22 protein-coding genes, 2 tRNA genes and 1 pseudogene are annotated in these 24,383 nt (G+C 72.9%); 5 read left to right on the plus strand and 20 right to left on the minus strand.

The features are described from left to right. Positions 1-10: 10 nt before the first annotated feature. The 3 genes from BLQ67_RS01015 (at position 11) to BLQ67_RS01025 (ending at position 2,765) form a co-directional block, all read left to right on the plus strand. Positions 11-727, plus strand: coding sequence for an NAD-dependent epimerase/dehydratase family protein (locus tag BLQ67_RS01015; RefSeq protein ID WP_092501660.1), 717 nt, complete (start codon positions 11-13; stop codon positions 725-727). Between the two features lie 47 nt (positions 728-774). Then, positions 775-1,314, plus strand: a complete 540-nt coding sequence (locus BLQ67_RS01020) for a hypothetical protein (protein ID WP_092501662.1) — start codon at positions 775-777, stop codon at positions 1,312-1,314. Positions 1,315-1,376: 62 nt separating this feature from the next. Next, positions 1,377-2,765 carry a dihydrolipoyl dehydrogenase family protein gene (locus BLQ67_RS01025; RefSeq protein WP_197674617.1) on the plus strand — a complete coding sequence of 463 codons (1,389 nt, stop codon included), beginning with the start codon at positions 1,377-1,379 and terminating at the stop codon, positions 2,763-2,765. 10 nt (positions 2,766-2,775) lie between these two features. On the opposite strand, the gene BLQ67_RS01030 is transcribed toward BLQ67_RS01025, so the two are convergent. From BLQ67_RS01030 to BLQ67_RS01045, 4 genes are all read right to left on the minus strand, one after another. Continuing rightward, positions 2,776-3,330 (minus strand): GNAT family N-acetyltransferase, encoded by a 555-nt coding sequence (locus BLQ67_RS01030; RefSeq protein ID WP_092501666.1) that lies wholly within the window; start codon positions 3,328-3,330, stop codon positions 2,776-2,778. A 39-nt stretch (positions 3,331-3,369) separates the two neighbouring features. Then, a tRNA-Ile gene (locus BLQ67_RS01035) sits at positions 3,370-3,443 on the minus strand. 23 nt (positions 3,444-3,466) lie between these two features. Next, positions 3,467-4,726: a glycosyltransferase gene (locus BLQ67_RS01040; RefSeq protein WP_231945114.1), complete on the minus strand. Its 1,260-nt coding sequence runs from the start codon at positions 4,724-4,726 to the stop codon at positions 3,467-3,469. Further along, positions 4,723-5,664, minus strand: coding sequence for a DMT family protein (locus BLQ67_RS01045; RefSeq protein WP_231945115.1), 942 nt, complete (start codon positions 5,662-5,664; stop codon positions 4,723-4,725). The genes BLQ67_RS01040 and BLQ67_RS01045 overlap by 4 nt, the downstream gene beginning before the upstream one ends. A 43-nt stretch (positions 5,665-5,707) precedes the next feature. On the opposite strand from BLQ67_RS01045, the gene def reads away from it, so the two are divergent. Further along, a complete protein-coding gene (gene def, locus BLQ67_RS01050) occupies positions 5,708-6,271 on the plus strand; it encodes a peptide deformylase (RefSeq protein WP_092501670.1) in 564 nt (187 codons plus the stop codon). 68 nt (positions 6,272-6,339) lie between these two features. Beyond that, a tRNA-Asn gene (locus BLQ67_RS01055) sits at positions 6,340-6,412 on the plus strand. Between the two features lie 169 nt (positions 6,413-6,581). Here the strand turns inward: BLQ67_RS01055 and BLQ67_RS01060 are convergent. From BLQ67_RS01060 to BLQ67_RS01135, 16 genes and pseudogenes are all read right to left on the minus strand, one after another. Then, complete coding sequence (locus BLQ67_RS01060) at positions 6,582-7,370, minus strand: ATP-binding cassette domain-containing protein (protein ID WP_092501672.1); 789 nt, start codon at positions 7,368-7,370, stop codon at positions 6,582-6,584. Then, positions 7,367-9,265 carry a DNA primase gene (dnaG, locus tag BLQ67_RS01065; RefSeq protein WP_092501674.1) on the minus strand — a complete coding sequence of 633 codons (1,899 nt, stop codon included), beginning with the start codon at positions 9,263-9,265 and terminating at the stop codon, positions 7,367-7,369. The genes BLQ67_RS01060 and dnaG overlap by 4 nt, the downstream gene beginning before the upstream one ends. Next, positions 9,265-10,497, minus strand: coding sequence for a deoxyguanosinetriphosphate triphosphohydrolase (locus tag BLQ67_RS01070; RefSeq protein WP_231945116.1), 1,233 nt, complete (start codon positions 10,495-10,497; stop codon positions 9,265-9,267). Before BLQ67_RS01070 ends, dnaG begins: the two co-directional genes overlap by 1 nt. Further along, positions 10,487-11,650, minus strand: a complete 1,164-nt coding sequence (gene dusB / locus BLQ67_RS16765) for a tRNA dihydrouridine synthase DusB (protein WP_092501678.1) — start codon at positions 11,648-11,650, stop codon at positions 10,487-10,489. The genes BLQ67_RS01070 and dusB overlap by 11 nt, the downstream gene beginning before the upstream one ends. A gap of 1 nt (position 11,651) precedes the next feature. Then, positions 11,652-13,034 carry a glycine--tRNA ligase gene (locus tag BLQ67_RS01080; protein WP_172802227.1) on the minus strand — a complete coding sequence of 461 codons (1,383 nt, stop codon included), beginning with the start codon at positions 13,032-13,034 and terminating at the stop codon, positions 11,652-11,654. A 122-nt stretch (positions 13,035-13,156) separates the two neighbouring features. Next, on the minus strand, positions 13,157-13,993 hold the full coding sequence (locus BLQ67_RS01085; protein ID WP_092501682.1) for an endo alpha-1,4 polygalactosaminidase: 837 nt from the start codon (positions 13,991-13,993) through the stop codon (positions 13,157-13,159). A 25-nt stretch (positions 13,994-14,018) separates the two neighbouring features. Then, positions 14,019-15,404, minus strand: a complete 1,386-nt coding sequence (locus BLQ67_RS01090; RefSeq protein ID WP_092501683.1) for a putative Ig domain-containing protein — start codon at positions 15,402-15,404, stop codon at positions 14,019-14,021. A 111-nt stretch (positions 15,405-15,515) separates the two neighbouring features. Further along, positions 15,516-15,599, minus strand: a pseudogene (locus tag BLQ67_RS17025) (MYXO-CTERM sorting domain-containing protein); the annotation flags it as partial. 21 nt (positions 15,600-15,620) lie between these two features. Next, positions 15,621-16,427 carry an isoprenyl transferase gene (locus tag BLQ67_RS01100; protein ID WP_092501685.1) on the minus strand — a complete coding sequence of 269 codons (807 nt, stop codon included), beginning with the start codon at positions 16,425-16,427 and terminating at the stop codon, positions 15,621-15,623. A gap of 11 nt (positions 16,428-16,438) precedes the next feature. Next, positions 16,439-17,173, minus strand: coding sequence for a DNA repair protein RecO (gene recO / locus BLQ67_RS01105; RefSeq protein WP_092501687.1), 735 nt, complete (start codon positions 17,171-17,173; stop codon positions 16,439-16,441). Between the two features lie 13 nt (positions 17,174-17,186). After that, positions 17,187-18,956, minus strand: coding sequence for a 2-isopropylmalate synthase (gene leuA, locus BLQ67_RS01110; protein ID WP_092501688.1), 1,770 nt, complete (start codon positions 18,954-18,956; stop codon positions 17,187-17,189). Positions 18,957-19,123: 167 nt separating this feature from the next. Then, on the minus strand, positions 19,124-20,488 hold the full coding sequence (locus BLQ67_RS01115; RefSeq protein WP_092501690.1) for an ABC transporter permease: 1,365 nt from the start codon (positions 20,486-20,488) through the stop codon (positions 19,124-19,126). After that, the gene (locus BLQ67_RS01120) at positions 20,485-21,225 is read right to left on the minus strand and encodes an ABC transporter ATP-binding protein (RefSeq protein ID WP_197674618.1); all 741 of its coding nucleotides are present in this window, start codon (positions 21,223-21,225) and stop codon (positions 20,485-20,487) included. Before BLQ67_RS01120 ends, BLQ67_RS01115 begins: the two co-directional genes overlap by 4 nt. A gap of 79 nt (positions 21,226-21,304) precedes the next feature. Next, entirely contained in the window at positions 21,305-21,940 is a 636-nt protein-coding gene (locus tag BLQ67_RS01125; RefSeq protein WP_092501693.1) for a response regulator, read from the minus strand. Further along, on the minus strand, positions 21,937-23,085 hold the full coding sequence (locus tag BLQ67_RS01130; protein WP_092501695.1) for a sensor histidine kinase: 1,149 nt from the start codon (positions 23,083-23,085) through the stop codon (positions 21,937-21,939). The genes BLQ67_RS01125 and BLQ67_RS01130 overlap by 4 nt, the downstream gene beginning before the upstream one ends. 145 nt (positions 23,086-23,230) lie before the next feature. After that, positions 23,231-24,169, minus strand: coding sequence for a trypsin-like serine peptidase (locus tag BLQ67_RS01135; RefSeq protein ID WP_092501697.1), 939 nt, complete (start codon positions 24,167-24,169; stop codon positions 23,231-23,233). Positions 24,170-24,383 lie beyond the last annotated feature (214 nt).

The raw sequence follows: 24,383 nt of genomic DNA on the forward strand, positions 1-24,383 counted from the left end.
GAGGGTCACCATGGATCGCGTGCTCGTCACCGGCGGCTCGGGCTTCATCGCCGGGCACGTCGTGCTCGCCCCGCTGGCCGCTGGCCACCCCGTGCGCACCACCATCCGCTCGCTCGACGGCGAGGCGGACTGGACGCCGCTCGACGGCCCGGGCGTCGACGCGTACGGGCGCAGCAAGGTGCTCGCCGAGCGCGCCGCGTGGCAGCTCTTCGAGCAGGAGGGCGGCATCGAGCTCGTCACGCTGCTGCCCGTCGCCGTCATGGGTCCCGTGCTCGGCGACTCGGTGTCGGGCTCGAACCACCTGCTGCAGCGACTGCTGTCAGGCGGCATGCCGCGCGCGCCGCGCATGTTCGTGCCGATCGTCGACGTGCGCGACGTCGCCGCGGCCCACGTCGCGGCGATCACGGCCGGCGTCGCCGGTCAGCGCATCCTCGTCGCCACGGGCGAGCCGGCGATCGAGCTCGTCGAGGTCGCGTCCACGCTGCGTGCTGCGCTCGGCGCGGATGCGGCGCGCACGCCGACCGGCCGCATCCCCGACCTCGTCGTGCGCCTGCTGGCGCGGTTCCGCCCCGAGCTGCGCGGCATCGCGGCCGAGGTCGGGTTCGTGAAGCGCATCGACGTCACGCGCATGCGCACGCTGCTCGGCGTCGACCCGAGGCCGCAGCGCGAGGCGGTCGTCGCGGCGGGCGCGTCGCTCGTCGAGAAGGGCCTCGTCGACGCGACGTGACGGCGCAAGCCCTCGACGGCGTGGCCGTCACCCGCGAGGGTGGAGTCATGCCCACCCTGCTCGGCCCCGCGATGCTCGTGCTCTCGATCGGCACGCTCGTCGGGTCCATGACCATGCTGGTCACCCGGGCGGCCGGGCACGACTGGTCGACGGACGGCTGGCGCCTCATGCGCCGGGCGACGCTCGTGCACGCGGTCTCGCTCGGAGTCGGATCCGGGGTCGCTGCCATCCTCGTGTCGCTCGACGGACCACCCACCGTGTACTGGGCGTTGCCCGTCGGCGCCTTCGTCGTCGCGCTCATGGTGGCCGTCGGCGTCGTGGCGTGGCGGCGGCGACCCTTCGATCCTGCGACGCGGGAGCCTCGCGACGACGACGCGGCCCGAGCGCGGCTCGCCGTCGGCGTCGGCGTGTCCGTCGGCGCCGCCGGCCTCGTGCTCGTCGCACTCGGCATCGCGTCGCCGTGGGCGTTCGGACTCGGGCTCGGCCTCGCGCTCGTGCTGGTCGCCGTCCTCTTCGTGGTCCTCGTGCGCTTCGACTGGCCCGCCGCCGCCTTCCGTCGTCGCGCCGAGGCTCGACGCGACGGCTGACCCCTTCCCCGGTGCCCGCGAGGCGACGAGGATGGATGCACCGCCTGCGTGAGGAGCCGACGATGCCCGAGACCGACCGCTACGACGTCGTCGTCATCGGTGCCGGGCCGGGCGGCACTGCTGCCGCGCTGCGCGCCGCCGACCTCGGCGCTCGCGTCGTGGTGCTCGAGGCCGCACGCCTGGGCGGCACGTGCGTGAACGCGGGCTGCGTGCCGACGCGCGTGCTCGCCCGCGCCGCCCGCCTCGTGCGCGATGCGCGGTCGGCGCACGAGCACGGCGTGATCGTCGGCGACGTGTCGGTGGACTGGCGCGGCGTCGTCGACCGCGTGCACGCGCGCGTCGACGAGGTGCGGGCGATGAAGGCCGAGGCCGAGCGCTTCGCCGCCGCGGGCGTCGACCTCGTGCAGGAGGGGCGAGCGCGGTTCGTCGACCCGCACACGCTCGAGCTCGACAGCGGCCGACGCGTCGTGGGCGACAGCATCCTCGTGTGCGTCGGTGGCCACGCACGCCGGCTGCCGATCCCGGGTGCCGAGCTCGCGATCCTGCCCGACGAGGTGCTCGACCTGCCCGCCCTCCCCGATCGCGTCGCCGTGATCGGCGGCGGCAACACGGGCGCGCAGGTCGCGACGGTGCTCGCCGCGTTCGGCTCGCAGGTGACGCTGCTCGACCTCGCGCCGCGCATCCTCATGGCGTCGGATGCCGACATCGCGGCTGAGGTGACGGAGGCCTTCGTCGCGCGGGGCGTCGACGTGCGCTGCGGCATCGACGGCGTCTCGCGGCTCGAGCGGTCGGCGTCGGGCGCGGTCGACCTCGTGCTCGTGGAGGACGGCGCCGAGCGCACCCTCGAGGTCGACGGTGTCGTCATGGCGACGGGCTGGCCGGCCGACGTCGCCGACCTCGGCCTCGAGCATGCGGGCATCGCCGTGGAGCGCGGCGCGATCCCCGCCGACGAGTACCTGCGCACCGTCGTGCCGCACGTCTTCGCCGTGGGCGACGCGAACGGCCGCGACATGCTCGTGCAGGCGGCGCAGTTCGAGGGCGAGGCCGCCGCCGAGAACGCCGTGCTCGGCGCCTCGGTGCGCGCGCCGCACCGACTGCTGCCCGCGGGCGGGTTCACGGATCCCGACTACGCCGGCGTCGGCTTCACCGAGGCGGAGGCGCGCGCACGGGATGCGGAGTGCGTCGTCGCGACCGTGCGGTACGACGCGCTCGACCGCGCCGTCATCGACGACCGCGACGTGGGCTTCCTCAAGCTCGTCGTCGACCGCTCCCGCTCGACCGTGCTCGGCGCGCACGCGGTCGGCGAGCACGCCGTCGAGGTCGTGCAGGCCCTCACGACCGCCATGGCTGCGGGCGTGCGCGTGCAGACGCTCGCGGAGGTGCGCTTCGCCTACCCGACGTACACGGCGATCGTCGGCATGGCGGCGCGGGCGGCGCTCGGCTCGCGCTGACGCGGGTCGGCTAGGCGGACGCCGCGAGCGAGCGGTGCCACACCTGGTACTCGCACTCGACGGCCAGGTGGCCGGCGATCTCGGGGTAGTCGAGCGCGAACGGGCGCGTCGTCGTGATCGCGTAGCCACGCCGGGCGTACCAGGCGCCCAACGCCGCCTTCGAGGCCTGCTCCTGCGCCGTCGGCACCAGCAGCTCGAGCTGCATCCGCGACGCACCGCGCGACTGGGCGATCGACTCGGCGGCGTCGACGAGCGTGCGACCGATGCCGCCGCCCTGCACCGCCGGGTCGGTCGCGAGCATGCCGAACGCCCAGGTCGTCGCATCGACGCGGCGCAGGTGCACGCAGCCCACCGTCCGCCCGTCGATGCCCGCATGCACGATCTCGCCTGCCGCGATGAGCGCGCGCATGCCCTGCGACGTGACGCGCGCGGCGCCGTCGCGCCACATGCCGACCTCGCCGGCCGCGTACGCGTCGTTGACGATGGCCACGAGACGCTCGACGAGCGGGGCGTCGTCGCTGCTGCTCGCAGGGAGCTGGCCGACGTCGACGGTGGTGGTGCGCATACCGCCACCATAGGCGGCGGATGCCCACGCACGCAGTCGTAGGGCGGACGGGACTTGAACCCGTGACCGACGGATTATGAGTCCGCTGCTCTGACCAGCTGAGCTACCGCCCCGCGAAGGAGCCTACCGACGCGCGCTACCGCGACTCGTCGGCCGGCTCGGCCTCGGGATCGAGCGCATCCGCAGCATCCGCATCCGCCGACGAGGGCTCGAGGTGCGGCAGCTCGGTGACGGGGTCGACGACGTCCTCGCCGCGGTACAGCGCCTCGAAGACGTCGAGCGTCGTCTCGATGTCGTGCACCGACACGAGCTCGAGCGACCGGTGCCGCAGCGCCTGCCACTCGTCGTCGCTCGCGCGCAGGACCTTCTCGAGCTGCACAGCGAGGTCCGCGTCGTCGTCGGGGCGGAACAGGTAGCCGTTGCCGTCGACGAGGTGCGGCAGCGCCATGGCGTCGGCTGCGACGACGGGCAGGCCCGACGCCATCGCCTCCATCGTCGAGATCGACTGCAGCTCGGCCGTCGACGGCATGACGAACACCTCGGCGCCCGTGAGGCGCGCGCGCAGCTCCTCCGACGACACGAAGCCCGTCAGCTCCACGCGGTCGCCGACGCCGAGCGACGCCGCGAGCGAGCCCAGCTCGTCGACGAGGTCGCCGCCGCCCACGATCTGGAGCCGCGCGTCGAGCTCCTTCGGCAGGCGCGCGAGCGCTCGCACGGCCGTCTCGATGCGCTTCTCGCTCGTCACGCGACCCACGAACACGATCGTGCCGCGGTTGCGCGTCGGCGAGACCGTGTAGTCGGATGCGCGCAGCCCGCACGAGACGGCGTGCACGTGGTGCAGGCCCGTCATGCGCTCGAGGTAGTCGGCGCTGCGCCTCGTCGGCGTCGTCACCGCGTCGCAGCGGCCGAACACCCGGCCCGCATCCGCCCACAGCGCGTTCGTGATGCGACCCTGCGCGACCTTCGGGATGTTCGAGTGGTCCATGAGGTTCTCGAACATGATGTGGTTCGTGCCGATGAGGCGGATGCCGCGCGCCCGCGCCGCCGACGCGAAGCCGCGACCGACGACGAGGTGCGACTGGAAGTGCACGACGTCGGGCTGCAGCGCATCCAGCAGCGAGCCGGCGTTCTGCACGATGCGCCACGGCTCGGCGAAGCGCAGCCAGTCGTGCCCCGGGTAGCCGAGCGACCGCAGGCGGTGCACCGTGAAGCGCACCCCCTCGTGCTCCTCGACGCGCGTACCCTGTCGACCGCGCGCCGTCGCCGACGCGACGACGTGCACCTCGTGGCCGCGCCTCGCGAGGCCCGCCGCGAGCTGCGTCGCGAACGTCGCCGCGCCGTTGACGTCGGGCGCGAACGTGTCGCCGGTGATCAGGATGCGGAGCGGGTCCGTCACTCGTCGTCCTCCACGAGGGTCTTGGCCTGCAGCTGCGGATGGTGCCTCGCGAGCTGGAACACGCCGAACACGGCGAGCCCACCCGCGAGCACGAAGACGATGAGCGCCCACGGCGGCGTCTGCGCGGCCTCGCCGAGCACCGTGACGCCGATGAGCACGGCGACGAGCGGGTCGACTACCGTGAGGCCCGCGATCACGAGGTCGGGCGGACCCGACGCGTGCGCGAGCTGCACGAAGTAGCCGCCGAACGCGAGCGCGCCCGCGACGCCGAGGAGGCACACGATCGTGAGCCACTCGAAGTTGCCGGTCGTGATGCGGTTCAGCACGACCTTCATGAGCGTCACGACGAAGCCGTAGAGCACGCCGGCGGCGATGACGTAGAAGATGGCGCTCGCCCGATCGCGCCAGCGCCACCACGCGAGGCCCAGGCCGATGCCGACGACGAGCAGCAGGCACAGCACCGTGAGCAGCTGCTGATCGCGGATGGGGTGCTCGACGGCGAAGACCGCCGCGACCGTGACGAAGATGCCGATGCCGAGCAGGCAGAAGAGGATCGAGTTGATCGTGGGCGCATCGAGCCGGTGGCGGGCGACGCGCGCGTTCACGACGGCGGTCACGACGAGCGCGACGGCGCCGAGCGGCTGCACGACGATGAGCGGCGCCAGCGACAGCGCCCACAGCTGCATGAGCGCCGCGACGCCGAGCATCGACGTGCCGACGACCCACGACGGGCGACGGATGAGCAGGCCCAGCTGTCGCAGGTCGAGCTTCGCGCCCGACGCACCCGACGATCCCTCGACGAGCGAGACGCCGCGGTGCTGGAACTGCGTGCCGAGCGACAGCACGACCGCACCCGCGATCGCGATGGGGATGCCGAGCGCCTGCAGCGGCGTCAGCGAGATCTGCTCGGTCAGATCGGTGATGTCAGCCAGCCGCACCATCCGACAGTACCGGCCGCGAACCGTCGATAGCCTTGGCGACATGGCCGTGCTCCCCATCTGCATCACCGGCGAGCCGGTGCTCCACACCGTCGCGTCCGAGGTGTCGACCGTCGACGACGAGCTGCGCACCCTGGTGGCCGACATGGTCGAGACGATGCACGCGGCGCCGGGCGTCGGCCTCGCGGCACCGCAGGTCGGCATCGGCAAGCGCCTCTTCGTGTGGTCGTGGACCGACGAGGATGGCGTGGAGTCGTCGGGCGTCGCGATCAACCCCACGCTGTGGATCGCTCCCCTGCCCATCGACGAGGTCACCGAGGACGACGAGGAGGGCTGCCTCTCGATCCCCGGACCGCGCGAGGCGCTCATCCGCTCGCAGGCCGCGATCCTCGAGGCGACCGGCCTCGACGGCGAGCGCTTCCGCATCGAGGCGACCGGCTGGCTCGCCCGCATCTTCCAGCACGAGTACGACCACCTCGACGGCATCCTCTACGCCGACCGCCTCGACCACCGCGAGTGGAAGTCGATCGAGAAGGCCATCAAGAAGGCCCGCTACGGGCGGCCGGGGCTCACCTGGACGCCCGGCGTCGACGACGTCGACGCGTGACGCCGAAGCCCGGCGTGGTTCGAGGGGCCCTCGGATCGGTGCTAGGCTAGCCGGGCTGTTCCCAGCATTCCTCGATAGCTCAATTGGCAGAGCAGCCGGCTGTTAACCGGCAGGTTGATGGTTCGAGTCCATCTCGGGGAGCAGCAGAAGGCCCCACCGTTCGCGGTGGGGCCTTCGTCGTTGCCGGGCGGCGTCGCTCCCCCGTCGACTGGTCAGAGATGTACGCACACTGGTCGCCATTGCACCGAAGCTGCGACCAGTGTGGTGCAACTGCGACCAGTCACGCGGAAAGGCGTGCGCCGCCGGGCGGTCAGGCCGCGGGGCGCTCCGTGCGCGCGAGCGACTCGACGTAGGGATGCCGCGGGTCGGCGAGCAGCGCGTCGATCGGGCCCGCGCCCACGACGCGGCCGCGGTGCAGCACGACCGAGGTGCCGCCGATCGCGCGCGCCTGGCGCGGCGTACGCACGGCGGCGACCACCGCGCGCGTCTCGGCGAGCGTGCGGAGGCCGTCGAGCACGTCGGGTGCGACGACGGGGTCGAGCCCCGAGATCGGGTCGTCGACGATGAGCGCCTTGGGGTCGAGCACGAGCGCCCGAGCGAGCGACACGCGCTGGCGCTGGCCGCGCGACAGCTCGAAGACGTGCCGGTCGAGCATGCCGAGCGGCAGCCGCACGGCGTCGAGCGCGCCGGCGACGGCGACGCCCGCCTCCTTGCGGTCGAAGCGCGGGTCGCGGTCGAAGATGGGGCTCGCGACGACGTCGCCGACCGTCATGGTGCCCTCGAGCCGCTCGGAGCCGCGCTGCTCGGCGTGGCCGACGAACGCGAGCAGCCGCGTGCGGGCGCGACCGCCGAGGCCGCGCACGTCGTGGCCGAGCACGGCGATCGAGCCGCCGTGCAGCTCGGGGCCCTGCTCCTTGGGCGTCTGCAGCGCGATGGCGTCGAGCAGCGTCGACTTGCCGGCTCCCGTCGGGCCGAGCACCGTCACGGGCGCGCCGGGCTCGGCGACGAACGAGACGCCGCGCACGACGAGCGCCGTGGATCCCGCGTGGGCGAGGGATGCGTCGTGGACCCGGATCGCTGCGTGGGTCGGCTCCGTCATCGCTGCTCCTCCATCCGTGCCCGCTCGGCGTCGAGCTCGTCGATCCGCGTCGCGAGCTGCCTCGCCGCCGCCGGATCGCCCTCGCGAAGCCGGTACAGCTGCCCGAGCAGCTCGCCCTTCTCCCTCAGGATGTCACGCAGGATCAACGTCACGACGACCCCGCGCACGCTCGACTCGACGCCGCGCGGTCCCGCGATCATCGGCGCGATCGCGAGCTCGCGCACGAGCGGGGCGAGCGGCGGTGGCACGGCGGCGGCGACCCGCTCCGAGAATCCGGATGCGGCGATGTGGTCGAGCTCGGCGAGGATGCCGTCGCGCACGATGCGCAGGGTCTCGTCGCCGACGTGGGCGGTGGCACCCCGCACGCGCAGCGCCTCGGGCACGTGCCCGCCCTGCTGCAGCATCGCCACGATGGCCTCGCGCTCGAGGATCGTCGCGGGATCCTTCGGCAGCTGCTGCATCGTCATCTGCGGCTGCACGGGCTCGACGGGCGCGCCGCCGGGAGCACCCGGCCCGCCCTGGCCCGGGCGACCCTGCGGCCGCGCATCCTGCCGCCCCTGCTGCGCACGCCACGCCTGCAGCGCCCGCACCACGTCGCGCGGCTCGACGCCGAGCCAGCCCGACAGCTGCCGCTGGTAGCCCTCGGCGAGCGCGCGGTCGCGGATCGTGGCGAGCACGGGCGCCGCGGCGCGTGTGGCCTGCACGCGGCCCTCGACGGTCTCGAGGTCGAACGCGTCGACGACGCGGCGCAGCATGAACTCGAACATCGGCCTGCGCGTCTCGATCAGGCGGCGCACGGCGTCGTCGCCGCGCTGCAGGCGCAGGTCGCACGGGTCGAGGCCGTCGGGCGCGACGGCCACGAACGTCTGCGCCGCGAAGCGCTGCTCCTCGGCGAACGCGCGGCTCGCGGCCTTCTGCCCGGCCTCGTCGGGGTCGAACGTGAAGACGACCTTCCCGAGCGCCGTCGTGTCCGACGTCGACACGTCGCCGAGCACGCGGCGCAGCACCTTGATGTGGTCGACGCCGAACGCCGTGCCGCACGTCGCGATCGCCGTCGTGACCCCCGCGAGGTGGCACGCCATGACGTCGGTGTAGCCCTCGACGATCACGGCCTCGCGCTGCTTCGAGATGTCGCGCTTCGCGAGGTCGAGCCCGTAGAGCACCTGCGACTTGTGGTAGATCGCGGTCTCGGGCGTGTTGAGGTACTTCGGGCCGGGATCGTCGTCGAGCAGCTTGCGCGCGCCGAAGCCGACCGTCGCACCGGTGACGTCGCGGATGGGCCACACGAGCCGGCCGCGGAAGCGGTCGTAGGGCCCGCGCTGCCCCTCGGACAGCAGGCCGGCGCGCAGCTGCTCGTCGTCGGTGAAGCCCTTGCCGCGCAGGTGCGTGCGCAGCGCCTCGAACGACTGCGGCGCGAACCCGACGCCGAAGCGCTGCGCCGCCGCGAGGTCGAAGCCGCGCTCGCCGAGGAACCGCTGCCCGGGCTCCGCGATCGGCAGCAGCAGCTGCGCCTGGAAGAACTCGGCGGCCGCCTTCGATGCCTCGAGCAGTCGCAGGCGCGAGCCGGCCTCGACCTGCGGCGCGCCGCCATCCTCGTACCGCAGCGTGACGCCGAGCTGGGCGGCGAAGCGCTCGACGGTCTCGGTGAACGACGTGTGGTCCATCGCCATCACGAAGCCGATGACGTCGCCGTCCTCGCCGCAGCCGAAGCAGTGGTACCTGCCGATCGCCGGCCGAACGTGGAACGACGGCGACCGCTCGTCGTGGAAGGGGCACAGGCCCTTGAGGCTGCCGACGCCCGCGGACTTCAACGTCACGTGATCCGACACGACGTCGACGATCGACATGCGGCTGCGCACCTCGTCGATGTCGTCCCTGCGGATGCGGCCGGGCATCAGACCACCTGCTGCGCGTGCCAGGCGACGGCGGTCTGGTCGCTGAGGCTCGCGACCTGGTCGACGACGACGCGCATGCGTGCTGCGTCGTCGGATGCGGCGCGCCAGTCCTCCGCGAACGGACCGTCGAGCGCGCCCTCCCCCACCTCGAGCAGCCGGTCGGCGAGCTCGCCGAGGATGACGCGCTGCTGCTCGTAGATCGGCTGCCGGCTCTCGACGTCCATCACGTAGGCGGCGACGGTGCCCTTGAGCACGGCGATCTCGGCCCGCACCTCGGTCGGCACGACGACGGAGCCGCCGAAGCGCGCGAGCGGCCCCGAGTAGGCGGCGCGGGTCGCGGCGGCGGATGCGGTCGCGAACCGGCCGATCAGCTTGGAGGTGAGGTTCTTGAGGCGCGCCTGGTCGCCGCGACCGCCGTCGAACGACTCGAGCCACGTGTCGAGGTCGTCGAGCCGATCGAAGGCCGCGAGCAGCTCGTCGCGCGGCACGTCGCCGACCCACCGCTTGATGCGATCGACGAGCGCATCGTGGTCGGCGCGCGCCGCGAGCACGCGCGGGTCGATGAACCCGTTGACGATCGCATCCTCGAAGTCGTGCACCGAGTACGCGATGTCGTCGGCGAGGTCCATGACCTCGGCCTCGATGCAGCGCCGGCCCTCTGGCGCGCCCTGGCGCGCCCACTCGAACACGTCGCGGTCGACGGCGTAGAAGCCGAACTTCACGCGGCCCGACCCGGCGTCGAGCACCTCCTGGTCGGCCGGCCACGGGTACTTCGTGGCCGCATCCACGCTCGCGCGCGTGAGGTTGAGGCCGTAGGCGCGATCGGCGACGATCTTCGGCTCGAGGCGAGTGATGACGCGCAGCGTCTGCGCGTTGCCCTCGAACCCGCCGATCGCGGCGGCCCACTCGTTGAGCGCGCGCTCGCCGTTGTGCCCGAACGGCGGATGCCCGATGTCGTGCGCGAGGCACGCCGTGTCGACGACGTCGGGGTCGAGGCCGAGCGCGCCCGCGAGCTCGCGGCCGACCTGCGCGACCTCGAGCGAGTGCGTGAGGCGGTTGCGGGCGAAGTCGAGCCCCGACGTCGGCGAGACGACCTGCGTCTTCTGCGCCAGGCGGCGCAGGGCGCTCGAGTGCAGCAGGCGCGCACGATCGCGCGCGAAGTCGCTGCGCCTGGTCGAGTGCGTCTCGGGCAGCCACCGCTCGCGGTCGTGCCCCACGTAGTCAGCCGCCACGCGTGTCGCTCTCGTCCTCGATGAGCGACGCGCGCTGCGCAGGCGTGAGCTCGGGGCTGGCGAGCCACCCGTCGGGCAGCGCAGGGCGCTTGGGGCTGCCGGCGCGGCCGCGCTGCCCCTCGACGCCCGCGGCGTCGTACGGCGCGTCGGCGAGCGTCGCGACGAGCTCGTCGATCTCGGCGAGGCTCGACACGGCTGCGAGGGCGCGGCGCACGTCGCCGCCCATCGGGTAGCCCTTGCCGTACCAGGCGACGTGCTTGCGGATGTCGCGGCAGGCGCGATCCTCGTCGCCGAAGAACTCGACGAGCAGCTCGGCATGGCGGCGGAACACCGCGAAGACCTCGTGCAGCGACGGCCGGAAGCGATCCTCGCGCCTCTCGAACGCGGCCACGAGGTCGCCGAAGAGCCACGGGCGCCCGAGGCAGCCGCGGCCCACGACGACGCCGTCGCAGCCCGTCTGCTCCATCATGCGCACGGCATCCTCGGCCTGCCAGATGTCGCCGTTGCCCAGCACGGGCACCGTCGTGACGGCCTCCTTGAGGCGCGCGATGGCCTCCCAGTCGGCGAGGCCCGAGTAGTGCTGCGCCGCCGTGCGACCGTGCAGCGCGACGGCGGCGACGCCCGCAGCCTCGGCGGCGCGACCGGCCTCGAGGTACGTGAGGTGGTCGTCGTCGATGCCCTTGCGCATCTTCACCGTGAGCGGGATGTCGCCGGCGGCCTTGACTGCGCGCTCGACGATCGCGCGGAACAGCTCGTGCTTCCACGGCAGCGCCGAGCCGCCGCCGCGACGCGTGACCTTCGGCACGGGGCAGCCGAAGTTCAGGTCGATGTGGTCGGCCCGATCCTCGTCGACGATGATCTGCACCGCCCGCTCGACCGTCGCGGGGTCGACGCCGTAGAGCTGCACCGAGCGCGGCGTCTCGGACTCATGGTGCGACAGGAGGCGGAAGGTCTCCTCGCCGCGCTCGACGAGCGCGCGCGACGTGACCATCTCGGCGACGTACAGCCCGGCGCCGTGCTCGCGGCACAGCCGACGGAACGCCGTGTTCGTGATGCCCGCCATCGGCGCGAGCACCACGGGGGCCTCGAGCTCGATGGGGCCGATCCGCAGCGCCGGCGCCCGCGTCGCGGAAGGGCTCTGCGTGCCGGTCACGTCAGGCCCCGACGAGCGCCTGCGCCAGGAAGCCCTCGAGCTCCGCGATCGGCACGCGCTGCTGCTGCATCGTGTCGCGCTCGCGCACCGTGACCGCCTGGTCCTCGAGCGAGTCGAAGTCGACGGTGATGCAGAACGGCGTGCCCACCTCGTCCTGACGGCGGTAGCGGCGGCCGATGGCGCCGGCGTCGTCGAACTCGATGGCCCAGTGCTTGCGCAGCGACTGCGCGACCTCGCGGGCGAGCGGCGACAGCTGCTCGTTGCGCGACAGCGGCAGCACGGCCGCCTTGACCGGTGCGAGGCGCGGGTCGAGGCGCAGCACGGTGCGGGTGTCGGTGCCGCCCTTCGAGTTCGGCACCTCCTCCTCGTCGTACGCCTCGATGAGGAAGGCCATGAGGCTGCGCGTGAGGCCGAACGACGGCTCGATCACGAACGGCGTGTAGCGCTCGTTCGCAGCCTGGTCGAAGTACTCGAGCTTCTTGCCCGATGCCTCCGAGTGCGTCGAGAGGTCGTAGTCGGTGCGGTTCGCGACGCCCATGAGCTCGCCCCACTCCGAGCCCTGGAAGCCGAAGCGGTACTCGAGGTCGATCGTCCGCGCCGAGTAGTGCGCGCGCTCGCCGTCGGGCACGTCGAGGTGGCGGATGTTCTCGGCCTTGAGGCCGAGGTCGTGGAACCACGCCTCGCAGTCCGCGACCCAGCGGTCGAACCACTCGGGCGCGTCGGCGGGCGGCACGAAGAACTCGATCTCCATCTGCTCGAACTCGCGCGTGCGGAAGATGAAGTTGCCTGGCGTGATCTCGTTGCGGAACGACTTGCCGATCTGCCCGATGCCGAACGGCGGCTTGCGACGGGCGGTCGTCACGACGTTGTTGAAGTTCACGAAGATGCCCTGCGCCGTCTCGGGGCGCAGGTAGTGCAGGCCCTCCTCGTCGTCGACGGGGCCGAGGTACGTCTTCATGAGGCCGGAGAACGAGCGCGGCTCGGTCCACGAGCCGGGCTGGCCGGTCTCGGGGTCCTTGATGTCGGCGAGGCCGTTCTCGGGCGGGTGGCCGTGCTTGGCCTCGTACGCCTCGATGAGGTGGTCGGCGCGATAGCGCTTGTGCGTGTGCAGCGACTCGACGAGCGGGTCGGTGAACGTCGCGACGTGGCCGGAGGCGTGCCACACCTTCTGCGGCAGGATGATCGACGAGTCGAGGCCGACCATGTCGTCGCGGCCCTGCACGAACGTCTTCCACCACTGGCGCTTGATGTTCTCCTTCAGCGCCACGCCGAGGGGTCCGTAGTCCCAGGACGACCGCGAGCCGCCGTAGATCTCACCGGCCTGGAAGACGAATCCGCGACGCTTCGCGAGATTGATGACCTGGTCGAGACGGCTCGTGGGCATGATGCTCCTGGATCATGCGCGCCGGAGTGCGCGCTGGGCTCTGTGGGGACGTTCGATCCTACTCGCGACGGGTGACGCGACGGTGCACGTCGACGCCGCGTCGCGCGTCGGGTCGGCGCTGCTCAGGAGCAGGGGACGCGCACGTGGCCGTCGTCGCCCTCGACCGACAGCGGCCGGTCGCGCAGCACCGTGAGCGGCGGCACGTCGCCGGCCTCGCACATCGCCGCGAAGTCGTCCTCGGACGTCGACTCGACGTACTCGATGTCGACGTGCCGGTCGCCGTAGAGCTCGGCGTAGGCGGCGCACTCCTCGTACTGCCCGCACTCCTCGGTGACGACGAGGTCGAAGCCCGCGCCCGGTCCCGCCTCGCCGGCGTCGAGCGCGTTCTTCTGCGCCGCCCACAGCCCCTCGTCGTGCGCGGCGTCGACGAGCAGGGCGGCGAGCGCCATGTTGCCCTCCATCGTGAGGCCGTCGAAGCGGGTCCACGAGTCGAGGTTGTCGAACTCGACCGCGTCGTAGCCGTCGCTCGCGCACCCGGCGATCCACGGCGTGACGATCGCGGCGATCTGCTCGCGCTGCTCGGGCGTGGAGGTGTCGAGCGCCATCTCGTCGGGCCAGCCCGGGTCGATCGCCGGCTCCCCCGCCGCGTCGCGCAGCACGAGGTCGGGATGCTCCTCGAGCCACCACTCCCCGTCGGCGGGCTGCGTCTGGAACCCGTTGAGGTAGCAGATCGAGAACGCGCCCTCGGCAGGAGGATCGGAGGCGTCGCGCGCGACGATCGTCGTGCCCGGTGCCGGGTCGTAGGCGCCGCCGAGCTGGTAGTCGATCGCGCCCTGCGACGCCTGCGCCCAGCGGTCGGCGACGTCGTCGGCAGTCACCCTCGGCGCGGGATCGGATGCCGTGCAGCCCACGAGCGAGACGCTCGCGGCGAGCACGAGCACGGCAGGTCGGATGCGCATGGACCGCATCCTCGCAGCCGGCACGTCAGCGACGACGACGACGGCTGCGCAGCGCGGCACCGGCACCGACCGCCGCAGCGGCTGCGGCGACGAGGCCCCAGCCGACGACCGCGCCCGTGGGAGGCAGCGACGATCCGATGGGCGGGTCGGTGGGTGCGGGCGTCGGTGCGGGCGCGGAGGGCACGGGCGTCGTGGGCGGCGCCGTGGTCGGCGGATCGGTCGTGGGCGGCGCGGTCGTCGGCGGCACGTTGGCCTCGGCGATCGTGATCGTCACCTGGTGCGTCGCGGCCGGCTCGAGGCCGTTGTCGGCGACGTAGTCGACGACGTACTCCCCCGCCGGACCTTCGGGGATGCCCGTGATCGCGGCCGTCGCGGCGTCGACCTCGAGGCCAGCGGGGAGCCCGGTGGCGACCGCGTCGGCCTCGGGCACGCCGCGGTAGAAGGTCGGCGCGTACGAGAAGGCCTCGCCGATCGTGGCCTCGGCGGTCGCGGGGCCGTCGATCGCGGGCAGCGCGAGCACGTCGATCGTGAAGGTCGCGGGATCCGACGTGCCCTCCTCGTCGGTCGCGGTGGCCTCGAACGCGTACGAGCCGGTCTGCTCGGGCACGCCGGTCACGACGCCCTGCGCATCCACCGCGAGCCCCGCGGGCACGGCGGCCTCGTCGACGACCGCGAGGGTCGAGCCCTCGGGGATGCCCGGGATCTGCGTCTCGTAGTCGCGACCGACGACGCCGTACGGCAGCGCGGCGCCCGGCAGCTCGGGGATGACCCCGACCTCGAACGTCGCAGCCGAGTAGCAGTGGGGCGAGCGCGGGTACATGTCGGCGATCGTGAGGATCCAGTCGCCGGTGGCGAGCTCGCCGTCGAAGGCAGCGAGGGGCTGCGTCGGACGGAAGCTGCCGGTCTCGGGCTCGCCGTCGTTCGTCGAGCCGACGAGCGGCACGGCAGGGTCGTCGAGCAGGAGCACGTCGACGGGGTCGGGCGTCGGGGCGGTGCCGCCGGGCGTGAGCGGGTCGACGAAGCCCGGGTACGAGGCGGTGCCGTTGCCGGGGAAGTCGTCGCCGGCGATGAGCGTCACGGTCGTCCCCGCCGGCGACGTGAGGGTGTACTGGATGTCGGCGAAGTAGATGCCGTAGGTCTCGCCGTCGCCGTCGACGCCGGGCGTGCACGAGTACTGCGCCTGCGTGAAGCGGAGTCCGATCTCCACGCGACCGACGCGTCCACCGCCGTCGACGGTGAAGACCCGCTGGCTCGTCGTCGGCGTCGACGGGCCGCCCGGGAACGGCGCGGTCGCGTCGAGCTCGACGCCCGTCGCATCGCCGTCGTCGTATGAGAGCGCGGATGCGGGCGCGGCGACGCCGAGCAGCACGAAGGCGGCGGCGAGGAGCCCGATGGGTGCGATGCGACGCATGGGCTCAATGTACGGCACGTCCAGGCCCCTGTCAGCAGGCGCTCCGGAAGCGTTCACGGCGTGCAGAGGCGTCGTGCCGGCTCGCTCGATGGCGAGCCGGCACGACGTCGCTCAGGCGCGGCGGCGTCGAAGCAGCATCGCGCCCGCGATGAGCAGCATCGCCGCGAGTGCGCCGAGCCAGCCCACGACCTCGCCGCCCGTCTCGGGCGAGCCGCGTCAGACGGTGGGCGCGTCGATCGCCCCGCCGAAGCGGCGCTCGCGACCGGTGTACACGTCGATCGCGCGCCACAGGTCCGTGCGCGAGAAGTCCGGCCACAGCGTGTCGAGGAACACCATCTCGGCGTATGCACCCTGCCACGTGAGGAAGTTCGAGATGCGCTGCTCCCCCGACGACCGCACGTACAGGTCGACGTCGGGGATGTCGGGCAGGTACATGCGCGAGCGGATGAGCCGCTCGGTCACGCCCGAGGGCTTGAGCCTGCCCGCCGCGACGTCCTCGGCGATCGAGCGCACGGCATCCGCGATCTCGACCGTGCCACCGTAGTTGATGCACATCGTCAGCGTCATGCGCGAGTTGTCGGCCGTGAGGCGCTCGGCGACCTGCAGCTCGTCGATGACCGAGCGCCACAGGCGCGGGCGTCGGCCGGCCCAGCGGATGCGCACGCCCCAGTCGTGCAGCTGGTCGCGGCGGCGGTGCAGCACCTTGCGGTTGAAGCCCATGAGGAAGCGCACCTCGGCGGGGTCGCGCTTCCAGTTCTCGGTCGAGAACGCGTACACCGACAGGTGCTGGACGCCGGCCTGCAGCGCGCCGGCGACGACGTCGAGCAGCACCTCCTCGCCTGCCTGGTGCCCCTCGATGCGCGTCTTGCCCTGCCGGTTGGCCCAGCGGCCGTTGCCGTCCATGATCACGGCGACGTGGGCGGGCACCGAACCCGGCTCGTAGGCGGGCGGCTGCTGGCCCGTCCAGTCGATCGGCTTCGACGCGACGGCGTCGGGGTGCCTCGGGATGCGTCGCTCGCTCATCGGAGTCGAGGCTACTGCTGCGGCGAGCGGTCGACGTGCTCGAGCGACCGCAGGCCGCGCTCGAGGTGCCACTGCACCCACGCGCCGACGATGCCGGATGCGCGCCCGCGGGCGCGTTCGCCCGTCGCGTCGGCCACGGCCCAGTCGCCCGCGAGCAGCGCTCCGAGCAGGCCGACCGTCTCGGGATCGAGCCTCGCGACGCCCGGCGGGGCGTACGCGTCGGCGACCATGCCGCCGAGCTGCGGCACGAACGCCGTGTGCGGGCCGGACTCCCCCGACACGGCGCAGTCGCCGAACGTCGGCGCCCATCCCGCGATCGCCATGGCGCGCAGCAGGTACGAGTCGAGCGTGAGGCCCGGGTCGTGCTCGGCGCGCGACAGCGACCGCAGCGCGCCGACGAGCAGCAGGTACTGCTGCACCGACGCGTCGTGGTCGGTGAGCCGGTCGGCCGTCTCGACCATGGCGGCGGCGGCCGTGTAGCGCGGGTAGTCGACCATGATCTGGTCGGCGTACGAGCCGAGCGTCTCGGCCTGCGTCACGATGTCGAGGCTGCGACCCACGGCGAGCTGCAGGTCGGCGACCATGAACGGCTCGAGGCGTGCGCCGAACCTCGACGAGGTTCGGCGCACGCCCTTCGCGACGGCGCGCACCTTGCCGTGCTCGCGCGTCAGCAGCACCACGATGCGGTCGGCCTCGCCGAGGTGGTGCGTCGTGAGCACCACGCCCTCGTCGCGGTAGACCGGCATCGTGGCGCTCGGCTCAGGCCGAGGCGGCGCTCGCGCCCGCGGCGACGCGCATGCGCAGCCCGCGGTTCACGGCCGACACGATCGCGCGGAGCGACGCGTGCGACGTGGAGTGGTCGATGCCGACGCCCCAGAACCGCTCGCCGCCGAGCTCGAGCTCGACGTACGACGCGGCCTGCGCATCCTGACCCGCGGCGAGCGTGTGCTCGACGTAGTCGAGCAGCGACACCTCGACGCCCTCGGCCTTCAGCAGCGACAGCAGCGCGTCGATCGGGCCGTTGCCCGACGACTCGGCGTCGCGCAGCGTCTGCTCGTCGCGCAGCACCACCGTGAGGCGCGTCTCGCCGCCGAGCGACGACTGCGACGCGACCTCGCGCAGCTCGAAGCGGCCCCACTGGTCCTCGGCCTCGCGCGACGGGTTCGGCAGGTACTCGTCGCCGAAGATCTGCCAGATCGCGTCGCTCGACACCTCTCCACCCTCGGAGTCGGTGCGGGCCTGCACGATGTTCGAGAACTCCACCTGCAGACGGCGCGGCAGGTCGAGCCCGTGGTCGGTCTTCAGCAGGTAGGCGACGCCGCCCTTGCCCGACTGCGAGTTCACGCGGATGACGGCCTCGTACGAGCGGCCGACGTCCTTCGGGTCGATCGGCAGGTACGGCACGGCCCACGGCATCTCGTCGACGCTCTTGCCGGCGGCGGCGGCGTCGGCGGCCATGCGCTCGAAGCCCTTCTTGATCGCATCCTGGTGCGAGCCCGAGAAGGCGGTGTAGACGAGGTCGCCCGCCCACGGCGAGCGCTCGGGCACGCGCAGCTGGTTGCAGTGCTCGGCGGTGCGGCGGATGTGGTCGAGGTCCGAGAAGTCGATCTCGGGGTCGATGCCCTGCGTCAGCAGGTTGAGGCCCAGCGCGACGAGGTCGACGTTGCCGGTGCGCTCGCCGTTGCCGAACAGGCAGCCCTCGATGCGGTCGGCGCCGGCCATGTAGCCGAGCTCGGCGGCGGCGATGCCCGTGCCGCGGTCGTTGTGCGGGTGCAGCGACAGGATGACCGACTCGCGGCGGGCGAGGTGGCGGTGCATCCACTCGATCGAGTCGGCGTACACGTTGGGCGTCGCCATCTCGACGGTCGCGGGCAGGTTGATGATGACGGGGCGCTCGGGGCGCGCATCGAGCACCTCGATGATCGCGTTGCAGACGTCGAGCGCGTAGTCGAGCTCGGTGCCCGTGTACGACTCGGGGCTGTACTCGTAGCGCACCTGCGTGTGCTGCAGCATGCCCTCGAGCTCGAGGCACAGCCTCGCCCCGTCGACGGCGATCTGCTTCACGCCCTCGCGGTCGGAGCGGAAGACGACGTCGCGCTGCAGCACGCTCGTCGAGTTGTAGATGTGCACGATCGCCTGCTTGGCGCCGTCGATCGCCTCGAACGTGCGGCGGATGAGGTGGTCGCGGCACTGCGTCAGCACCTGGATCGTCACGTCGTCGGGGATGAGCCCGTCGTCGATGAGCTGGCGCACGAAGTCGAAGTCGGTCTGGCTCGCCGAGGGGAAGCCGACCTCGATCTCCTTGTAGCCCATGTCGACGAGCAGCTGGAACATGATCCGCTTGCGCTCGGGGGTCATGGGCTCGATGAGCGCCTGGTTGCCGTCGCGCAGGTCGACGGCGCACCAGAGCGGGGCCTTCTCGATGCGCTGGGAGGGCCACGTGCGATCGGGCAGCTCCACCCGGATCTGCTCGTGGTACGGGACGTAGCGATGCGCCGGCATGCCCGACGGCTGCTGCATGCTCTTCATGCTGGATGCTCCTGGGGTCGGATCGACTCCGGGCTGCGCAAGGACTCCGCGGCGAGGAGGCCCGGGTTCTAGGCCTCGCCGCGGCGGCGAAGGAGGAGCAGCGAGGAGCGCATGCGGCAACCCTACTCCCCTTTCGAGGCTCGCACCGCACGCGCTCCGCGCCTGCGTCAGGCGACGCGCAGCGCCTCGACGGGTGCGATGCGGCGCGCCTTCGCCGTCGCGGGCGCTGCGGCGGCGAGCGCCACGATGGCCGCGGCGACGACCGTGCCGGCCAGCAGCAGCGGCGGCACCGTGAGCACGACGGGGCCGATGCCGTACGACGAGGCGAAAAGCGTCCACACGGCGACCCAGCCGAGCGAGGCGCCGAGCAGCACCCCACCCACGAGCGCGACGACCGCGATCGCGACGGTCTCGGCCGTCACCATCCACCGCACCTGCGCGCTCGTCATGCCGAGCGCGCGCAGCAGCCCGATCTCGCGCGTGCGCTGCCGCACGGCCGTGAGCATGCTCGTGACGAAGCCGAGCACGGCGACGATCGCGGAGGCGCCCACGAGCACGCCGAGCGCGAGCACGACGCCGTCGACGAGGCGCGTGATCTCGACGACGTAGACGGGGTCCCGCTCGATGGCGATGAGCGCACCACGCATCGTGGCGCCGGCGGTCGCGAGCAGCACCACGGTGGCGATGCCGACCATGAGCGCGAGCACGAGGCCGCTCGAGCGCTCGCGCGCGTCCTGCGCCGAGCGCACGGCGGCGCGCGCCGGCACCGAGGCGCCGAGGATGCGGCCGACGACGCCGAGCACGGGCACGAGCACCGCGGGAGCGACGCCGATGATGCCGATCGACAGCAGCACGCCGCCGCCGACGGCGACGAGGATCGCGAAGGGGCTCACGGGCGCGATCGCGACGGCGCCGGCGAGCACGACGACCGCGAGGCCGAGCACGACGAGGGATGCGATGGGCCGACGGGCGCGGCGCGGCTGCGCGGCGGAGACGCCGAGCGCCTCGATGGGCGTGACGTCGAGCACGCCGCGCGTGCCCGACCGGGTGACGGCGGCGACGGCGATCGCGATGCCGACGACGGGCGCGATGGCCGTGGGCGGCACGAGCGACGTGTCGGCGCCCTCGACGAGCCCGGAGGCGCCGAGCGCCGCCTGCACGCCGAGCCCGAGCGCTGCGCCGAGCACGGCGCCGCCGAGCGTGCCCGCGATGCCCGCGACGAGCGACGACCGCAGCACGCGCGAGCGCTCCTGCCTGCTCGAGGCCCCGAGCAGGCGGCGCAGCGCGATGAGCGAGCGCTGCTCCTCGACGACGTGCTGCACGGTCGTGCGGGCGACGATCGCCGAGACGAGCACCGACACGACCGTGATGCACACGACGGCGAGGCCCGCGAGCACGGGCGCAGCGCCGGAGGCGAGCAGCTCGGAGGAGAGCACGAGGGTGAAGAGCATCTCGGTGATGCTCGTCAGCAGCACGGCGAAGCAGGCGGCGACGGCCGTGACGGCCACGGTGGGCACGTGCGAGCGGCTCATGCGACGGGCTCCTGCAGCGCGAGCATGCGCGACGCGATCGCGGCGCGGTCGAGGCCGCGCTCGTCGCCGCGGATGCGGCCGTCGGCGAGCAGCACGACGCGGTCGGCGGCCTCGGCGGCGATGGGGTCGTGCGTCACCATGCAGATCGCCTGCCCGTGCTCGCGCGCGGCCTGCTGCAGGATCGCGAGCACGTCGGCGGCCGTGCGCGAGTCGAGGTTGCCCGTCGGCTCGTCGGCGAACACGATCGTCGGCCGGGTGGCGAGGGCGCGGGCGATGGCGACGCGCTGCTGCTGCCCGCCCGAGAGCTCGCCGGGTCGGTGGTCGATGCGGCCCGACAGCCCGAGCCACGACACGAGCAGGTCAATGAGCGCGTCGTCGGCGCGGCGGCCGGCGAGGTCGAACGGCAGACGGATGTTGTCGCGCGCCGACAGCGTGGGCACGAGGTTGAACGCCTGGAAGACGAAGCCGACGCGGTCGCGGCGCAGGCGGGTCAGCGATGCGTCGTCGAGGCCCACGAGCTCGGCGTCGCCGATGCGCACCGAGCCGGTCGTCGGGGCGTCGAGGCCGGCGGCGAGGTGCATGAGCGTCGACTTGCCCGAGCCGGAGGGCCCCATGATGGCGACGAACTCGCCGGGATCGATCGCGAGCGAGACGCCGTCGAGCGCGACGACGGCGGCGTCGCCGACGCCGTAGCGCCGCGTGACGTCGGTGAGCTGGAGTGCCGGGGAGGAGTGCATGCTCCCACTCTCCGTCGCCGGCGCCGGATGCCGCGTCATCCGCGTGTGCGGATCGCGTCCTCCGAGCGGATGAGGTCGCTCAGACGAGGCCGTGCGCGTGCGCGAAGACGACGGCCTGCACGCGGTCGCGCAGCCCGAGCTTCTGCAGCATGCGTGACACGTGCGTCTTCACGGTCGTCTCCGAGACGAACTCCGACTGCGCGATCTCCGAGTTCGACAGGCCGCGTGCGACCTGCAGCAGGATCTCGTGCTCGCGCGGCGTGAGCGTGGCGAGGGATGCGGGCGGCGCCGCGGGCGCCTCGGCGTGGCGGGCGAGCAGCGTGCGCGTCGCCGACGCGGCGACGACCTCGCTGCCGCCGTGCACGGCGCGCACGGTCGCGAGCACGAGCTCGGGGTGCGCATCCTTCAGCAGGAAGCCGCTCGCGCCGGCGCGCAGCGCGCGGGCGACGGCCTCGTCGAGGTCGAACGTCGTGAGCACGACGACGCGCGCGGCGCTCGACGCCGCGACGATCTCGGCCGTCGCGTCGATGCCGTCGAGCACGGGCATGCGCACGTCCATGAGCACGATGTCGGGCTGCAGCCGCAGCGTCTCCCGCACGGCCTCGCGACCGTCGCCCGCCTCGCCCACGACCTCGAGGTCGCGTTGCGAGTCGACGAGCATGCGCATGCCGCTGCGGAACAGGGCCTGGTCGTCGACGAGCAGCACGCGGATCATGCGACGGCCTCCCAGCGCGGCAGCACGGCCCGGACGATCCAGGCGCCGTCGGAGGGTCCGACGTCGACGTGCCCGCCCGCGATCCTTGCACGCTCGCGCATGCCCACGAGCCCGTGGCCCGACTCGCCAGGCGCCTGCCGCAGGGCGTTGCGCACCGTCAGCTCGACCTGCTCGCCGTGCACGATCGACACGAGCACGGGATGCGTGCGGTCGCCGTGCCGCAGCGCGTTCGTGAGCGCCTCCTGCACGATGCGGTACGCGGCGATGTCGGCGTCGCGCGGCAGCGGACCGGGGATGCCGTGCTCGCGCACCTCGACGTCGAGGCCCGCGGCGCGCACGCGCTGCACGAGCGTCGGCAGGGCTGCGAGCGACGCGTCGGGATCGGCGGCCTGCGCGTGGCGCAGTCGCTCGAGCAGGCCGCGCACGTCGCCGAGGGCCGCGGACGCCGTCTGGGCGATCTGCTGCAGGCTCTCGTCCTTCGTCTCGACCGAGTCGGCGTAGCGGGCGCCGTTGGCCTGCGCGATGACGACGGCGAGCGAGTGCGCGACGACGTCGTGCATGTCGCGCGCGATGCCCGTGCGCTCCTGCTCGACCTCCGCGCGCTCGCGCTCGAGCCGCGTCTCCTTGGCGAGCCCCTGGCTGCGCACGATCTCGCCGACGAGGATGCCCGACACGAGCGCAAGGCCGAACAGCAGCGCGAAGCCGAACGTGCCGAGGCCGAACGGCAGCAGGATCTCGACGACCGAGCCCGACGTGCCGACGCCGTAGCCGAAGCGCACGAACCACAGGCCGACGAGCGTCGCGCCCAGCACGGCGACGACGGCGCCGAGGCCGCGCTGCAGGCCGTCGCACCAACGCCCGACCGTGTAGAGCAGCACGAGGATCTGGAACCACAGCGGCGTGAGCGCCGTGAGCTCGGCGCCGACGAACGCGGCGCCCATCGCGAGGGCCGCGAGCAGCGCGAGCATGGGCGCGAGGCGCCGCAGCGCCACGAGCACGCCGAAGCCGAGGCCCACGAGCACGATCCACGGCAGCTCGGGCGACGACAGGCTGATGAGCAGCGACGGCCCGCCGAGCAGGATGCCGAGCACGAGCGCGAGCACGACGTCGAACGTCAGCTGCGCGCGCGTGAGGGATCGGATCACGTCCTCACGCTACGTCCGGCGGGCGTCCGCGCCCGCATCCGACGGCCGGAATCATCCGCTCGGACGACGGCGACGCGCCAGCCGTCCGCGCGTCGGGCACGGCGAAGGGGGCCGGCGATCGCCGACCCCCTTCGCGCGATGCGCGTCAGCCCTGCGCGGACTGGTACGCGCCCTGGATGACGGAGCCCCAGTACGGGCCGTACATCACGCCGGGCTGCGTGTTGTAGCCGAAGCTGTTGACGGAGTTCTGCACGCCGCCCGAGCCCGAGCCGATGAACCACGGTCCGCCCGACGAGCCTCCGGTCATGTCGCACGAGACGCCCTGCGACGTCGTGCCGCCGATGCGGTCGCGCGACGCGGTGCCTGCGCACTGCTGCAGGGTCTCGCCGTTGAACGGGCTCGCCGCCGGGTAGCCGTAGAGCGTGTACGAGAGCCCCGTCGACTGGTTGAACGAGACGCCCGAGGCGCCCACCGTCGCTGCGAGCGTGCGACCGCCCTGGTTCGCGACCACGGCGAAGCCCGTGTCGAAGTTGATGTCGCCGCCGTCGGTCCACTGCGTGGGAGCGACGAGCTCGACGGCCGGCCACTGGCCGTAGGGCGCGGATCCGTTCTCGTAGGCGGGGACGAAGATGAACTCCGACGCGAAGTCGCCGGGGCCCTCGTTGAGGCAGTGGCCAGCGGTCGAGACGGTGTTGCCGTTCGCCGACGTCACGGAGTTGGCCGAGCACACGTAGTCGAGGCCGCCGAGGGTGAAGAAGACCTTGCCGATGTGCGACACCGGGCTGACGCGCGTCGCCTGCAGCACGGGCTGCTCCGCCGCGTACGTCGTCGCCTCGCCATCGGGGGCAGGTGCCGTGTCGAGCTCGCCGATCTGGTCGAGCACGAGCGTGTCGGCCGGGATCGCGGCCTCCATGCGCTCGGGCGTCCAGGCGGTCGTCGCCGCTGCCGTCTCAGCCGCCGGGACGCTGAACGTGTCGACGTCGGCGTCGGCGGGGGCGGGTGCTGCGACCGCCATGCCGCTGCCGAACGCGAGCATCGCTCCTGCGAGTGCTGCGGTCGTGAGGGCCTGGATGCTTCGTCTCATGGGGATCGTGTCCTTCCGTGACTGGTCCGGCGGAGCGCCGGTCCGTCGATCCTGGGCGGCGGCATTCCCTGGCGGACCGGGTTTCGTGGGATCCGACGATCACTCCGTGCGCACCGAGGAATCCCTGCCACCGCCGTGGATCCGCAGATATGGTGAGAAGGACGTCGCAACGGGGTGAGTGAATCTCACAGTTCCCCGAGGGATCGTCGAGTGT

The organism is Agrococcus jejuensis, assembly GCF_900099705.1.
Classification (GTDB): Bacteria; Actinomycetota; Actinomycetes; order Actinomycetales; family Microbacteriaceae; genus Agrococcus; species Agrococcus jejuensis.

What these genes read in the sequence shown, in the direction of transcription:
- BLQ67_RS01015 (WP_092501660.1), top strand. Translation starts at nt 11, where the DNA reads ATGGATCGCGTGCTCGTCACCGGCGGCTCGGGCTTCATCGCCGGGCAC.
- BLQ67_RS01020 (WP_092501662.1), top strand. Translation starts at nt 775, where the DNA reads ATGCCCACCCTGCTCGGCCCCGCGATGCTCGTGCTCTCGATCGGCACG.
- BLQ67_RS01025 (WP_197674617.1), top strand. Translation starts at nt 1,377, where the DNA reads ATGCCCGAGACCGACCGCTACGACGTCGTCGTCATCGGTGCCGGGCCG.
- BLQ67_RS01030 (WP_092501666.1), bottom strand. Translation starts at nt 3,330, where the DNA reads ATGCGCACCACCACCGTCGACGTCGGCCAGCTCCCTGCGAGCAGCAGC.
- def (WP_092501670.1), top strand. Translation starts at nt 5,708, where the DNA reads ATGGCCGTGCTCCCCATCTGCATCACCGGCGAGCCGGTGCTCCACACC.
- BLQ67_RS01060 (WP_092501672.1), bottom strand. Translation starts at nt 7,370, where the DNA reads ATGACGGAGCCGACCCACGCAGCGATCCGGGTCCACGACGCATCCCTC.
- dnaG (WP_092501674.1), bottom strand. Translation starts at nt 9,265, where the DNA reads ATGCCCGGCCGCATCCGCAGGGACGACATCGACGAGGTGCGCAGCCGC.
- BLQ67_RS01080 (WP_172802227.1), bottom strand. Translation starts at nt 13,034, where the DNA reads ATGCCCACGAGCCGTCTCGACCAGGTCATCAATCTCGCGAAGCGTCGC.
- BLQ67_RS01085 (WP_092501682.1), bottom strand. Translation starts at nt 13,993, where the DNA reads ATGCGCATCCGACCTGCCGTGCTCGTGCTCGCCGCGAGCGTCTCGCTC.
- BLQ67_RS01090 (WP_092501683.1), bottom strand. Translation starts at nt 15,404, where the DNA reads ATGCGTCGCATCGCACCCATCGGGCTCCTCGCCGCCGCCTTCGTGCTG.
- BLQ67_RS01100 (WP_092501685.1), bottom strand. Translation starts at nt 16,427, where the DNA reads ATGAGCGAGCGACGCATCCCGAGGCACCCCGACGCCGTCGCGTCGAAG.
- recO (WP_092501687.1), bottom strand. Translation starts at nt 17,173, where the DNA reads ATGCCGGTCTACCGCGACGAGGGCGTGGTGCTCACGACGCACCACCTC.
- leuA (WP_092501688.1), bottom strand. Translation starts at nt 18,956, where the DNA reads ATGAAGAGCATGCAGCAGCCGTCGGGCATGCCGGCGCATCGCTACGTC.
- BLQ67_RS01115 (WP_092501690.1), bottom strand. Translation starts at nt 20,488, where the DNA reads ATGAGCCGCTCGCACGTGCCCACCGTGGCCGTCACGGCCGTCGCCGCC.
- BLQ67_RS01120 (WP_197674618.1), bottom strand. Translation starts at nt 21,225, where the DNA reads ATGCACTCCTCCCCGGCACTCCAGCTCACCGACGTCACGCGGCGCTAC.
- BLQ67_RS01125 (WP_092501693.1), bottom strand. Translation starts at nt 21,940, where the DNA reads ATGATCCGCGTGCTGCTCGTCGACGACCAGGCCCTGTTCCGCAGCGGC.
- BLQ67_RS01135 (WP_092501697.1), bottom strand. Translation starts at nt 24,169, where the DNA reads ATGAGACGAAGCATCCAGGCCCTCACGACCGCAGCACTCGCAGGAGCG.